The 14,145-nt window shown below is 70.6% G+C and carries 10 protein-coding genes; 7 read left to right on the top strand and 3 right to left on the bottom strand.

Annotation, left to right across the window (positions count from 1 at the left end):
• Genes yidD through rpmH form a run of 3 tightly spaced genes read right to left on the bottom strand, consistent with a single transcriptional unit; the run spans position 1 to position 899 of the window.
• On the bottom strand, positions 1-372 hold the full coding sequence (gene yidD, locus ACIQVT_RS23515) for a membrane protein insertion efficiency factor YidD (protein WP_403757216.1): 372 nt from the start codon (positions 370-372) through the stop codon (positions 1-3).
• The gene (gene rnpA / locus ACIQVT_RS23510; protein ID WP_403757213.1) at positions 369-740 is read right to left on the bottom strand and encodes a ribonuclease P protein component; all 372 of its coding nucleotides are present in this window, start codon (positions 738-740) and stop codon (positions 369-371) included. The genes yidD and rnpA overlap by 4 nt, the downstream gene beginning before the upstream one ends.
• Positions 741-761: 21 nt before the next feature.
• On the bottom strand, positions 762-899 hold the full coding sequence (rpmH, locus tag ACIQVT_RS23505; protein ID WP_003975051.1) for a 50S ribosomal protein L34: 138 nt from the start codon (positions 897-899) through the stop codon (positions 762-764).
• 373 nt (positions 900-1,272) lie between these two features.
• Between rpmH and dnaA the strand changes: the two genes are divergently transcribed.
• From dnaA to gyrA, 7 genes are all read left to right on the top strand, one after another.
• Positions 1,273-3,201 (top strand): chromosomal replication initiator protein DnaA, encoded by a 1,929-nt coding sequence (gene dnaA, locus ACIQVT_RS23500; protein ID WP_403757210.1) that lies wholly within the window; start codon positions 1,273-1,275, stop codon positions 3,199-3,201.
• 1,176 nt (positions 3,202-4,377) lie between these two features.
• On the top strand, positions 4,378-5,508 hold the full coding sequence (dnaN, locus tag ACIQVT_RS23495; protein WP_403757206.1) for a DNA polymerase III subunit beta: 1,131 nt from the start codon (positions 4,378-4,380) through the stop codon (positions 5,506-5,508).
• A gap of 178 nt (positions 5,509-5,686) precedes the next feature.
• Positions 5,687-6,562, top strand: coding sequence for a phosphogluconate dehydrogenase (NAD(+)-dependent, decarboxylating) (gene gnd / locus ACIQVT_RS23490; RefSeq protein ID WP_403757203.1), 876 nt, complete (start codon positions 5,687-5,689; stop codon positions 6,560-6,562).
• Positions 6,563-6,597: 35 nt separating this feature from the next.
• Entirely contained in the window at positions 6,598-7,719 is a 1,122-nt protein-coding gene (gene recF / locus ACIQVT_RS23485) for a DNA replication/repair protein RecF (RefSeq protein ID WP_403757200.1), read from the top strand.
• Positions 7,716-8,270: a DUF721 domain-containing protein gene (locus ACIQVT_RS23480; protein WP_403757197.1), complete on the top strand. Its 555-nt coding sequence runs from the start codon at positions 7,716-7,718 to the stop codon at positions 8,268-8,270. The genes recF and ACIQVT_RS23480 overlap by 4 nt, the downstream gene beginning before the upstream one ends.
• 1,129 nt (positions 8,271-9,399) lie before the next feature.
• On the top strand, positions 9,400-11,496 hold the full coding sequence (gene gyrB, locus ACIQVT_RS23475; protein WP_403757194.1) for a DNA topoisomerase (ATP-hydrolyzing) subunit B: 2,097 nt from the start codon (positions 9,400-9,402) through the stop codon (positions 11,494-11,496).
• A gap of 42 nt (positions 11,497-11,538) precedes the next feature.
• Entirely contained in the window at positions 11,539-14,133 is a 2,595-nt protein-coding gene (gyrA, locus tag ACIQVT_RS23470; RefSeq protein ID WP_403757189.1) for a DNA gyrase subunit A, read from the top strand.
• Positions 14,134-14,145: the final 12 nt, after the last annotated feature.

Below are 14,145 nucleotides of genomic sequence, written 5' to 3'. Positions count from 1 at the left end.
TCATGCTCCTTGGGCATGGGACGAGGTCTCTGCGGCCGGGCTCGGGGGAAGCTCGGAAGCAGGCTTCTCGGGCTTCGCTTCGATGGCCGGTGCGGCGGAGGGCCCGCCCTTGCGTGCGCGCCACGCGTCGCGCAGCCATTCGTGCCACCGCGGGCGCTTACGCGGAGGGACATGGTCCACCCCGCCCAGCGACCACGGATTGCACCGGAGGATGCGCCAGGCGGTGAGTGCCGTTCCCTTGACCGCACCGTGCCGGTCGATGGCCGTGTAGCCGTAGTGGGAGCACGACGGGTAGTACTTGCACACCGGCCCCAGCAGCGGACTGATCGTCCACTGGTACAGCTTGATCAGAGCCAGCAGCGGGTACTTCATCGCGCGCCCCCTCCCAGCAGCCGCTCCAGGGCGGCGTCCAGGTCTCGGGCCAGGTGTGCGTGGTCTGCGTCGCCCGATCCGGGCAGCGCTCGTACGACTACCAGGCTACCGGGGGGGAACAGGCCTACTCGGTCACGCATCAGATGACGCAGTCTGCGCTTCACTTTGTTGCGCACGACCGCGCCACCCACGGCCTTGCTCACGACGAAACCCGCACGCGTCGGGGGAGCGCTCTCCCCAGGCGCGTGCGGGTCCGTGGCACCGCTACGAAGGTGGACGACGAGGGTTGGGCGGCCGGCCCGGCGCCCTCGTCGTACCGCGGTCGCGAAGTCCTCGCGCCGCCTCAGCCGGTTGTCGGTGGGCAGCACGATGTCATGACCTGATCGGGATCAGGCGGACAGACGGGCGCGACCCTTGCTGCGGCGGGTCGCCAGGATCGCGCGACCGGCACGGGTCCGCATACGCAGCCGGAAGCCGTGGGTCTTCGCGCGGCGACGGTTGTTCGGCTGGAAGGTGCGCTTGCTCACTCGGGGGCTCCAGAAAATCGGTAGTGGCGGGGTGCCGTCCTGGCTGTCACCGTGCGCCCACGAGTAGCTCGCTTCACGCCCGAGTGCACCGCTTCCCGATCACCCAAGTGATCTGTGCCCATCGGAGGCAGGCGGCAGCAGCCATCGACAACTCGACCTGGTTACGGTACGCGCGGCTGGGCCGTCCGGTCAAACCAGCGGCTGCCGAGAGACACTGTCCACAGGCTGGGGACAACAACTTGAACCCTACCCGCCGCGCTGACTACCTTGGCCGGACCCCGATTCGTTCCCTTGTCCCCCTCACCACCCGATTCAGATCCCGACCCGTCCCCCCGGACCACACGTTCGCGGGACCTGTGAGAGAGCGTGCCCTGTGGCTGACGTACCTGCCGATCTTGCCGCAGTGTGGCCACGCGTACTGGAGCAACTGCTCGGGGAGGGGCGCGGCCAGGGCGTCGAGGCGCGGGACGAGCACTGGATCCGGCGCTGCCAGCCGCTGGCCCTGGTCGCCGACACCGCGCTGCTCGCCGTACCGAACGAGTTCGCGAAGGGTGTGCTGGAGGGCCGGCTGGCGCCGGTCGTCAGCGAGACGCTGAGCCGCGAGTGCGGCCGGCCCATCCGCATCGCGATCACCGTGGACGACTCGGCGGGCGAACCGCCGGCGCCCGCCCCGCAGCAGTCGTCCGCGCCGCACTACGAGGACCCGGAGCCGTCCCCGGCCCCGTACGAGGGCTACGGCCGCCACCGCGGCGGCCCCGAGCAGCTCCCGGGCACCGAACCGCGCGGCGAGCAGTCCCCGCAGGGCCGCCCGGACCAGTTGCCGACCGCCCGCCCGGCCTACCCGTCGGAGTACCAGCGACCCGAGCCCGGCGCCTGGCCGCGGCCCGCGCAGGACGACTACGGCTGGCAGCAGCCGCGGCTCGGTTTCCCCGAGCGCGACCCGTACGCGTCGCCGTCGTCCCAGGACGGCTACGGCTCCGAACAGGACCGCTACGGCTCGTCGTCGCAGGACTACCGGCCGCAGGCCAGGGACCGGGCGCCGTACGAGCAGCAGCGCGGTGACTACGACGGTCCGCGCGGGCCCTACGAGCCGTCGCGTCCGGATTACGACTCCGGACGGACCGAGTACGACCAGCGCGACCCGGTCCGCCGTGAGCCGCCCGACCCGTCGGGGCACCGCGGCGGCCACGGCCGCCCGGACATGTCCGGTCCGGGCGGCTCGGGCCCGTCCGCCGGGCAGTCGGCGAAGCCGAGCGGGCCCGGTGAGCCGACCGCCCGGCTGAATCCGAAGTACCTGTTCGACACGTTCGTCATCGGCGCGTCGAACCGGTTCGCGCACGCGGCGGCGGTGGCGGTCGCCGAGGCGCCGGCGAAGGCCTACAACCCCCTGTTCATCTACGGGGAGTCGGGGCTCGGCAAGACGCATCTGCTGCACGCGATCGGGCATTACGCCCGCAGCCTCTACCCGGGTACGCGGGTGCGGTACGTGAGCTCGGAGGAGTTCACCAACGAGTTCATCAACTCGATCCGCGACGGCAAGGGCGACAGCTTCCGCAAGCGGTACCGCGAGATGGACATCCTGCTCGTCGACGACATCCAGTTCCTGGCGGACAAGGAGTCGACGCAGGAGGAGTTCTTCCACACGTTCAACACGCTCCACAACGCCAACAAGCAGATCGTGCTGTCGAGCGACCGGCCGCCCAAGCAGCTGGTGACGCTGGAGGACCGCCTGCGGAACCGTTTCGAGTGGGGTCTGATCACCGATGTCCAGCCGCCCGAGCTGGAGACGCGGATCGCGATCCTGCGCAAGAAGGCGGTGCAGGAGCAGTTGAACGCGCCGCCGGAGGTGCTCGAGTTCATCGCCTCCCGGATCTCGCGGAACATCCGTGAGCTGGAGGGCGCGCTGATCCGGGTGACGGCGTTCGCCTCGCTCAACCGGCAGCCGGTGGACCTGGGCCTGACCGAGATCGTCCTGAAGGACCTGATCCCCGGCGGTGAGGACTCGACGCCGGAGATCACGGCGCCGGCCATCATGGCGGCGACCGCGGACTACTTCGGACTCACGGTCGAGGACCTGTGCGGCAGCTCACGCGGCCGCCAGCTGGTCACGGCCCGGCAGATCGCCATGTACCTGTGCCGGGAGCTGACGGACCTGTCGCTGCCGAAGATCGGCGCGCAGTTCGGCGGCCGGGACCACACGACCGTCATGCACGCCGACCGTAAGATCCGTGCGCTGATGGCCGAGCGGCGCTCGATCTACAACCAGGTCACCGAGCTGACGAACCGCATCAAGAACGGCTGAGGCCGGCCGGCCGCGGTACGGAAACCAGCGCCGAGGGCGCCCCGGGATGCGTCCCGGGGCGCCCTCGGCGTTCGTGGGCGCCCACGTCCCGGGGCGCCCGCGTTCCGGCGGTGGTGGGGCTCGGGCCGGCGGTGCGGGGGGTCCGTCCCGGATGAGCCGTGCCCCGGGCACTGCCCGGCGTGGTCGGGCCCTGTCGGGCAGGGCCGGCCGCTGTCCGGCGGGGCCGGCCGCTGTACGCCCCTCAGGGGCCGCCGGGGCCCCGTCCGGCCCACGCTCCGCGCCGCGACCGCCCCACCCGGTCCTGTGAGGTCGCCGTTCGCTGCGGCCGGAGGCGCTCACCGGGGCTCCCGGCCGGTGTTGAGGCCCGCCGGGACGCGCGCGCGGGGCGGTGAGTCGTTCCTCCCGGGTCATCCGGTGTTCGATTAGTTGCCGGGTTACGGCCGCTCTCCACAGATTCGGTGACTTTCTTCCGTCCACATCCTGGGGACCGCGGAGTTGTCCCGAACTCCGTCCACAGGGAGGCTGGGCTCACGGCTTCCCTCCAGCTCAGAGGCCTGTGGATTCGTGGACGAAGGATCTCCACAGCCTGTGGACAACCCAAGGGTCGTCAACCCGCCGCCACGGTTGTCCACGGGCGTCCCACAGGCTGGGGGCGGTTGTCCCCAGCGATCGGCCGCTTCTCCACATGGCTGTCCACTGTTCGGCAACCCTGGGGCCCCGGTCACCACGTCGAGTGAAAGGCGTCACACGAGGCTGCCGGATTGGGGTGTGGGAAACCCGGGTATTCCTGGGGACGCAGCTGGGGAGAACTGCCCTCGCCCTGTGGGCGCTGTGTGCAGAACTTTTTGTTCTCCACAGACGGGCCGGGTTGTCCACCGGCTCCACCCACAGGCCCGGTGGATAAAATTCGCGGGCTGAGCTGGGCAAACGAGGTTATCCACGGTATCCACAGGCCCTACTACTACTCCCGACTAGAGATAGCTGGGAAACCGCTTCGAAGCGGGGCCTGTGCACAACTCGCCGTCTCGAGCCCGACCGCCCCCCGGACCGACTTGACCCCGACGGGCACCTACTGTCAGTGCCGTGCGTCAGACTGGTCCCCGGTGCTCTGCCCGTCGCAGTGGGCGGTGGCACCGAGTCGGAGGACTCAGTAGCAACAGCAGGAGGCGGCTTACGGTGAAGATCCGGGTGGAACGCGACGTACTCGCGGAGGCAGTGGCCTGGGCGGCACGCAGCCTCCCGGCCCGTCCGCCGGCGCCTGTCCTCGCCGGTCTCCTGCTCAAGGCGGAGGACGGCCGGCTGAGCCTGTCGGGTTTCGACTACGAGGTCTCCGCCCGCGTGAACGTCGACGCGGAGGTCGAGGAGGAGGGCACCGTCCTCGTCTCCGGCCGCCTGCTGGCCGACATCTCCCGGGCGCTGCCCAACCGGCCGGTGGAGATCTCCACAGACGGTGTACGGGCGACCGTGGTCTGCGGTTCCTCCCGGTTCACCCTCCACACCCTGCCGGTGGAGGAGTACCCGGCGCTGCCGCAGATGCCGAACGCCACCGGCACCGTCCCCGGTGAGGTCTTCGCCGCCGCCGTGTCCCAGGTGGCCATCGCGGCCGGCCGTGACGACACCCTCCCGGTGCTCACCGGTGTCCGCGTCGAGATCGAGGGCGACACGGTCACCCTGGCCTCCACCGACCGCTACCGCTTCGCGGTCCGGGAGTTCCTGTGGAAGCCGGAGAACCCGGACGCCTCCGCGGTCGCCCTGATCCCCGCCAAGACGCTGCTGGACACCGCCAAGTCGCTCGGTGCCGGTGACAGCGTCACGCTGGCGCTGTCCGGCTCCGGAGCCGGTGAGGGCCTGATCGGTTTCGAGGGCGCGGGCCGGCGCACGACCACGCGGCTCCTCGAGGGCGACCTGCCCAAGTACCGGACGCTGTTCCCGACCGAGTTCAACTCCGTCGCCGTGATCGAGACCGCGCCCTTCGTGGAGGCCGTCAAGCGCGTGGCGCTGGTCGCCGAGCGGAACACCCCGGTGCGGCTCAGCTTCGAGCAGGGCGTGCTGATCCTGGAGGCCGGGTCCAGCGACGACGCACAGGCTGTGGAAAGGGTCGACGCCCAGCTGGAGGGCGACGACATCTCGATCGCCTTCAACCCGACGTTCCTGCTGGACGGCCTGAGCGCGATCGACTCCCCGGTGGCCCAGCTGTCGTTCACGACGTCCACGAAGCCGGCGCTGCTCAGCGGCAAGCCGGCGGTGGACGCGGAGGCCGACGACGCGTACAAGTACCTGATCATGCCGGTGCGGCTCAGCGGCTGAGCGGCCGGCGCTCGTCCACAGGCCGGTGGAGAACCGCGTCGGCCTGTGGACGGAATCCGCAGGTGAGGGGCTACGGATGAGCACGTATGCCCACAGCTGTGCGTGACCGGGCGGGTCTAGGCTCGGCACGGCACTCCGGTGCCTGTCACGCCACACAGCGACCTAAGGAACACAACTGATGGAGCTCGGTCTCGTCGGCCTCGGCAAGATGGGCGGCAACATGCGCGAGCGGATCCGCCGCGCCGGCCACACCGTCCTCGGATACGACCGCAACGCCGACCTCGCGGACGTCCACAGCCTGGAAGAGCTCGTGGGCAAGCTCGACGGCCCGCGCGTCGTCTGGGTGATGGTCCCGGCCGGTGAGCCCACGCAGTCCACCATCGACCAGCTCGCCGAGCTGCTGGAGCCCGGCGACGTGGTCGTGGACGGCGGCAACTCCCGCTGGACGGACGACGAGAAGCACGCCGGGGAGCTGGCGGCCAAGGGCATAGGCTTCGTCGACTGCGGCGTCTCCGGCGGCGTCTGGGGCCTGGAGAACGGGTACGCGCTGATGTACGGCGGCAGCGCCGAGGACGTCGCCAAGGTGCAGCCGGTCTTCGACGCGCTCAAGCCGGAGGGCGACTTCGGCGCGGTGCACGCCGGCCGGGTCGGCGCGGGCCACTTCGCGAAGATGGTCCACAACGGCATCGAGTACGCGATGATGCAGGCCTACGCCGAGGGCTGGGAGCTGCTGGAGAAGGTCGACTCCGTGGAGAACGTCCGCGAGGTCTTCCGCTCCTGGCAGGAGGGCACGGTCATCCGTTCCTGGCTGCTGGACCTCGCGGTGAACGCCCTGGACGACGACGAGCACCTGGAAGCCCTGCGCGGTTACGCACAGGACTCCGGTGAGGGACGCTGGACGGTGGAGGCCGCGATCGACAACGCGGTGCCGCTGCCCGCGATCACCGCCTCGCTGTTCGCGCGGTTCGCCTCCCGGCAGGACGACTCGCCGCAGATGAAGATGATCGCCGCGCTGCGCAACCAGTTCGGCGGCCACGCCGTAGAGAAGAAGTAGCCGCCACAGGAAGCAGGGAGGTCGGCGGAACGACCATGCACGTCACGCATCTTTCGCTGGCCGACTTCCGTTCGTACGCCCGGGCCGAGGTCCCGCTCGACCCGGGCGTCAGCGCTTTCGTCGGCCCCAACGGGCAGGGCAAGACCAACCTGGTGGAAGCGGTCGGCTACCTCGCCACGCTCGGCAGCCACCGGGTCGCCTCCGACGCGCCCCTGGTCCGCATGGGCGCCGAGCGGGCGGTGGTCCGGGCGCAGGTCCGGCAGGGCGAGCGGCAGCAGCTGATCGAGCTGGAGCTGAACCCGGGCCGGGCCAACCGCGCCCGCATCAACCGGTCCTCGCAGGTCAGACCGCGGGATGTGCTGGGGATCGTACGCACCGTGCTGTTCGCGCCCGAGGACCTGGCTCTGGTGAAGGGCGACCCCGGGGAGCGGCGGCGGTTCCTCGACGAACTGATCACCGCCCGGTCCCCGCGGATGGCGGGCGTCCGCTCCGACTACGAGCGGGTGCTCAAGCAGCGCAACACCCTGCTGAAGTCGGCGGCACTCGCACGTCGGCACGGCGGGCGGTCGATGGACCTGTCCACCCTCGACGTGTGGGACCAGCACCTCGCGCGCGCGGGTGCGGAGCTGCTCGCCCAGCGGCTGGACCTCGTCGCCGCGCTCCAGCCGCTGGCCGACAAGGCCTACGAGCAGCTGGCACCGGGCGGTGGCCCGGTGGCGCTGGAGTACAAGCCGTCGGCGCCCGGTGAGGCGCACGGGCGCGAGGAGCTGTACGCCCAGCTGACGGCGGCGCTCACGGAGGCGCGCAAGCAGGAGATCGAGCGGGGCGTCACGCTGGTGGGCCCGCACCGGGACGACCTGTTGCTCAAGCTGGGGCAGCTGCCGGCGAAGGGGTACGCCTCGCACGGGGAGTCCTGGTCGTACGCCCTGGCGCTGCGGCTCGCCTCCTACGACCTGCTGCGCGCCGAGGGCAACGAGCCGGTGCTGGTCCTGGACGACGTCTTCGCCGAGCTGGACGCCCGGCGCCGGGAACGGCTGGCGGAGCTGGTCGCGCCCGGCGAGCAGGTCCTGGTGACCGCCGCGGTGGACGACGACGTGCCGCACGTGCTGGCCGGCGTCCGGTACACGGTGGCCGGCGGGACGGTGGAGCGCGTATGAGCCCCGACGGACCCGTCCCCGCGGACCCGGGGAAGGACGCGGGGCGCAAGGAGCCCTCCGGCGTCGACCTCGCGCGCGTGGCGCTGCGCGCGGCCAAGGAGCAGGCACGCGCGCGGGGCGACGCGGCGCGGCAGCGGAAACAGGCCCGGCGGGGCGGTGGCCTGCGCTCCGGCGCGCGTGCCGACGGCCGTGACCCGCTGGCGCTCGGCGCGGCGATCAACCGGCTGATCACCGAGCGGGGCTGGGAGACGCCCGCCGCGGTGGGCGGGGTGATGGGCCGCTGGCCGGAGATCGTCGGCGAGGACCTGGCCAAGCACTGCGTACCGCAGCGGTACGACGAGGACGAGCGGGTGCTGACGGTGCAGTGCGACTCGACGGCCTGGGCGACCCAGCTACGGCTCCTCGCGCCCACGCTGGTGGCCCGGCTCAACCAGGACCTCGGGCACGGCGCGGTCCGGCTGATCAAGGTGCAGGGCCCGGGCGGCCCCGCCCGCCGCTACGGCCCACTGCGGGCCCCGGGCAGCACGGGCCCCGGCGACACCTACGGCTGAGCCGGCTACCGGGGCCGCACAGCCTGCCCAGGGCGCGTCCCGGGGCGTGTGCGACCGCGAGGCCCGGTGCGGCCCGGTCGATCAAGGTGCTGAGCCCGTGTGCCCGCCCGCCGCTGCGGCCGGGCCGACACCCTGCCGGCCGGAAGCGCCGGCGCGGCGGCCCACCGAGGGGGTGCGTAGAGGGCTGGGGTCCCCCGCGGCTGCGGCTGTTCGCGCCGGAGCTGGTGGCCCGGCTCGCCTGGAGCCTCGAGCACGGTGCGGCCCGACCGACCAGGGGGCGGGGGGGGCTCGTCCCGGGGTGTGTGCGACCGCGAGGCGCGGTGCGGCCCGGTCGATCAAGGTGCCGTCCCGTGCGCCGGCCCGCGGCGTGGGGGCCGCGAGGCACCGCCACAGGCCCGCTGTCAGCCGCACGCATCCGACAGGGGCCCAGAGCCTCGGGTGCCCCGCGGCTGTGGCTGTTCGCGCCGGAGCTGGTGGCCCGGCTCGCCTGGAGCCTCGGGCGCGGTGCGGCCCGACCGACCAGGGGGCGGGAGCCCGCTCGCCGCCGCGGCCGGGCCGACGCCGTGCCGGCCCGAAGCGCGGGCACGGCGGCCCGCCGAGGGGCCCGGTCCGGGAGCGCGGGGAACGTCGCCGGTCCACTGAAGGGCGCCGGGCCAGGGGTGCTGCGCCCGCAGCGGCCGCGCGTGGGCCCACGCCCCTCCGGAGGCGCCCGAGGGCCTCGAAATGGGCTTCGGAGGCCTGTCCGCGTCGAGGTGACGTACCTCACGTACGGGGTGGCCGTACGGCGCCGCCCCACCCCCGCCCGGGGGTCCGGATCACCCTCGTACACAGGTGTGGATCGCCATCTGACCCGCCAGTAGCCAAGGGTTGACGGCCCAAGGCGCTGAGTGCCGCTGTGAGCCCCTTGGAGCCCCCATCCGTATATCGGGACCCGGCGGAGACCGGTTGAGGGCGGCACATGGGGACTCAGGTACCGGCAAACCCCCATCGATGTCAGCGCTACCGGTAGACTGGAAGACAATCCCGCCCCCACGTGGGGACCGCCCGGGAAAAGCTGAGCAACGCTGATCAAGGCTTACCAACGCAACATGCCGCAGCCGCTCCGGCAACCCGCCGACGAGCCCGGCTCGTGCTGTGCCAGAAAGGGCGCTTCGTGGCCGATTCCGGCAACCCCAACGAGAACATCCCGTCCACCGACGCCGGCGTGAACCGCGAGGCCCCCCAGGCCGCCGCGGGTGGCGAGGCCACCGCCCCCGCCTCCTACGACGCCAGCGCCATCACCGTGCTCGAAGGGCTGGACGCGGTCCGCAAGCGGCCCGGCATGTACATCGGCTCCACGGGCGAGCGCGGTCTGCACCACCTGGTGTACGAGGTCGTCGACAACTCCGTCGACGAGGCGCTGGCCGGTTACGCGGACACCATCGACATCACCGTCCTCGCCGACGGCGGGGTGCGCGTCATCGACAACGGCCGCGGCATCCCGGTGGGCATCGTGCCCTCCGAGGGCAAGCCGGCCCTCGAGGTCGTGCTCACCGTGCTGCACGCGGGCGGCAAGTTCGGCGGCGGTGGCTACGCGGTCTCCGGTGGTCTGCACGGCGTCGGCGTCTCCGTGGTGAACGCCCTGTCGTCCAAGGTCTCCGTCGAGGTCAGGACCGACGGCCACCGCTGGACGCAGGAATACAAGATGGGCGTCCCCACGGCCCCGCTCGTGCGGCACGAGGCGACGGAGGAGACCGGTACCTCGGTCACCTTCTGGGCGGACGCGGACATCTTCGAGACGACCGAGTACTCCTTCGAGACGCTGTCGCGGCGCTTCCAGGAGATGGCGTTCCTCAACAAGGGCCTGACGATCCGGCTGACCGACGAGCGGGAGTCGGCGAAGGCCGTCACCGGCGCGGACGAGGCCGGTGCGGACGAGAAGGCCGAGGTCAAGACCGTCACGTACCACTACGAGGGCGGCATCGTCGACTTCGTGAAGTACCTCAACTCCCGCAAGGGAGAGGCGGTCCACCCCACGATCATCGACCTGGAGGCCGAGGACCGGGACAAGAGCCTGTCCCTCGAGGTCGCCATGCAGTGGAACAGCGGTTACAGCGAGGGCGTGTACTCCTTCGCGAACATCATCCACACGCATGAGGGCGGTACCCACGAAGAGGGCTTCCGGGCCGCCCTGACCTCGCTGATCAACAAGTACGCGCGGGACAAGAAGCTGCTCCGCGAGAAGGACGACAACCTCACCGGTGACGACATCCGTGAGGGTCTGACCGCGATCATCTCGGTCAAGCTGAGCGAGCCGCAGTTCGAGGGCCAGACCAAGACCAAGCTGGGCAACACCGAGGCGAAGACCTTCGTGCAGCGGGCGGTCTACGAGCACCTCACCGACTGGCTGGACCGCAACCCGGTCGAGGCCGCGGACATCATCCGCAAGGGCATCCAGGCGGCCACCGCGCGCGTGGCGGCCCGCAAGGCCCGTGACCTGACCCGCCGCAAGGGCCTGCTGGAGTCGGCGTCCCTGCCGGGCAAGCTGTCGGACTGCCAGTCCAACGACCCGATCAAGTGCGAGATCTTCATCGTCGAGGGTGACTCCGCCGGCGGTTCGGCCAAGTCCGGCCGCAACCCGCAGTACCAGGCGATCCTCCCGATCCGCGGCAAGATCCTGAACGTCGAGAAGGCCAGGATCGACAAGATCCTCCAGAACCAGGAGATCCAGGCGCTGATCTCGGCCTTCGGCACGGGTGTGCACGAGGACTTCGACATCGAGAAGCTTCGCTATCACAAGATCATCCTGATGGCGGACGCCGACGTCGACGGTCAGCACATCAGCACCCTGCTGCTCACCTTCCTGTTCCGCTTCATGCGGCCGCTGGTCGAGGCCGGGCACGTGTACCTCTCCCGCCCCCCGCTGTACAAGATCAAGTGGGGCCGGGACGACATCGAGTACGCCTACTCCGACCGCGAGCGCGACGCGCTGATCGAGATGGGCCGCCAGCGCGGCAAGCGCATCCGCGAGGACTCGATCCAGCGCTTCAAGGGCCTCGGCGAGATGAACGCCGAGGAACTGCGCGTGACCACCATGGACCAGGAGCACCGGGTCCTCGGCCAGGTCACGCTCGACGACGCCGCCCAGGCCGACGACCTGTTCTCGGTCCTGATGGGCGAGGACGTCGAGGCACGCCGCGCGTTCATCCAGCGCAACGCCAAGGACGTCCGCTTCCTCGACATCTGAGTCGGTCTCAGCTGACCGCACAGGGAAGGATCTTCACCAGCAATGGCCGACGAGAACACTCCCGTCACCCCTGAAGAGGGCGGCGAAGTCGCGATGCGTGTCGAGCCCGTCGGGCTCGAGACGGAGATGCAGCGTTCGTACCTCGACTACGCGATGTCCGTCATCGTGTCCCGCGCGCTGCCCGACGTCCGCGACGGTCTCAAGCCCGTCCACCGCCGAGTGCTGTACGCGATGTACGACGGCGGCTACCGCCCCGAGCGCGGCTTCTACAAGTGCGCCCGCGTCGTCGGCGACGTCATGGGCAACTACCACCCGCACGGCGACTCCTCCATCTACGACGCCCTGGTGCGCCTCGCCCAGCCGTGGTCGATGCGGATGCCGCTGGTGGACTCCAACGGCAACTTCGGCTCCCCGGGCAACGACCCGGCGGCGGCGATGCGGTACACCGAGTGCAAGCTCGCGCCGCTGTCGATGGAGATGGTCCGCGACATCGACGAGGAGACCGTCGACTTCACGGACAACTACGACGGCCGCTCCAAGGAGCCGACCGTCCTACCGGCCCGCTTCCCGAACCTGCTGATCAACGGCTCGGCCGGTATCGCGGTCGGCATGGCGACCAACATCCCGCCGCACAACCTGCGCGAGGTCGCGGCCGGCGCCCAGTGGTACCTGGAGAACCCCGAGGCCTCCCACGAGGAGCTGCTCGACGCGCTCCTGGAGCGCATCAAGGGCCCGGACTTCCCGACCGGCGCGCTCGTCGTCGGCCGCAAGGGCATCGAGGAGGCGTACCGCACCGGGCGCGGCTCCATCACGATGCGCGCGGTGGTCGAGGTCGAGGAGATCCAGGGCCGCCAGTGCCTGGTGGTCACCGAGCTGCCGTACCAGACGAACCCGGACAACCTGGCGCAGAAGATCGCCGACCTGGTCAAGGATGGCAAGATCGGCGGCATCGCGGACGTCCGCGACGAGACGTCGTCCCGGACCGGCCAGCGTCTGGTGATCGTCCTGAAGCGGGACGCGGTCGCCAAGGTCGTGCTGAACAACCTGTACAAGCACACCGACCTCCAGTCCAACTTCGGCGCCAACATGCTGGCGCTGGTCGACGGCGTGCCGCGCACCCTGTCCCTGGACGCGTTCATCCGCCACTGGGTGACGCACCAGATCGAGGTCATCGTCCGCCGGACCCGGTTCCGGCTGCGCAAGGCCGAGGAGCGGGCGCACATCCTGCGCGGTCTGCTGAAGGCTTTGGACGCCATCGACGAGGTCATCGCGCTGATCCGGCGCAGTGACACCGTCGACGTCGCGCGCACCGGCCTGATGGGCCTCCTGGAGATCGACGAGATCCAGGCCAACGCCATCCTCGAGATGCAGCTGCGCCGGCTGGCCGCCCTGGAGCGCCAGAAGATCGTCCAGGAGCACGACGAACTCCAGGCGAAGATCACCGAGTACAACGAGATCCTCGCCTCGCCGGTCCGCCAGCGCGGGATCGTCAGCCAGGAGCTGGCCGCGATCGTCGAGAAGTACGGCGACGACCGCCAGACCAAGCTGATTCCGTACGAGGGCGACATGTCCATCGAGGACCTGATCGCCGAGGAGGACATCGTCGTCACCGTCTCGCGCGGCGGTTACGTCAAGCGGACCAAGACGGACGACTACCGGGCGCAGAAGCGCGGCGGCAAGGGCGTGCGCGGGACGAAGCTGAAGGAGGACGACATCGTCGACCACTTCTTCGTCTCCACCACCCACCACTGGCTGCTGTTCTTCACCAACAAGGGCCGGGTGTACCGGGCGAAGGCGTACGAGCTGCCGGAGGCCGGCCGGGACGCGCGCGGGCAGCACGTGGCGAACCTGCTCGCCTTCCAGCCGGACGAGGCGATCGCCGAGATCCTCGCCATCCGCGACTACGAGGCGGCGCCGTACCTGGTGCTCGCCACCAAGTCCGGACTGGTGAAGAAGACGTCGCTGAAGGACTACGACTCGCCGCGCTCCGGCGGTGTCATCGCGATCAACCTGCGGGAACGCGAGGACGGCAGCGACGACGAGCTGATCGGCGCCGAACTCGTCTCGGCCGACGACGACCTGCTGCTGGTCAGCAGGAAGGCGCAGTCGATCCGGTTCACCGCCTCCGACGACTCCCTGCGCCCGATGGGCCGCGCCACCTCCGGCGTCAAGGGGATGAGTTTCCGGGAGGGCGACGAGCTTCTCTCGATGAATGTGGTGCGACCCGGTACGTTCGTCTTCACTGCCACCGACGGTGGGTACGCGAAGCGGACCGCCGTCGACGAGTACCGCGTCCAGGGCCGCGGCGGCCTCGGCATCAAGGCCGCCAAGATCGTGGAGGACCGCGGGTCCCTCGTCGGCGCGCTGATTGTCGAGGAGAACGACGAGATCCTCGCCATCACCCTCTCCGGCGGTGTGATTCGTACGCGAGTCAACGAGATCAGGGAGACGGGCCGTGACACCATGGGCGTCCAACTGATCAACCTGGGCAAGCGCGATGCCGTGGTCGGTATCGCACGTAACGCCGAGGCGGGACGCGAGGCGGAGGAAGTCGACGGCGACGTGGTCGTCGACGAGACCGCCGAAGGTGCCGCGACGACCGGCACGGACGAGGGCGAGGCGCCCTCGGCCGAGTAGCACGAGGAGAGA

The sequence above is a fragment of the Streptomyces sp. NPDC100445 genome, from assembly GCF_044759735.1.
Taxonomy (GTDB): domain Bacteria; phylum Actinomycetota; class Actinomycetes; order Streptomycetales; family Streptomycetaceae; genus Streptomyces.
Note: the sequence above shows the minus strand (reverse complement) of the source record. Positions and strands in the feature narration are given on the sequence as shown.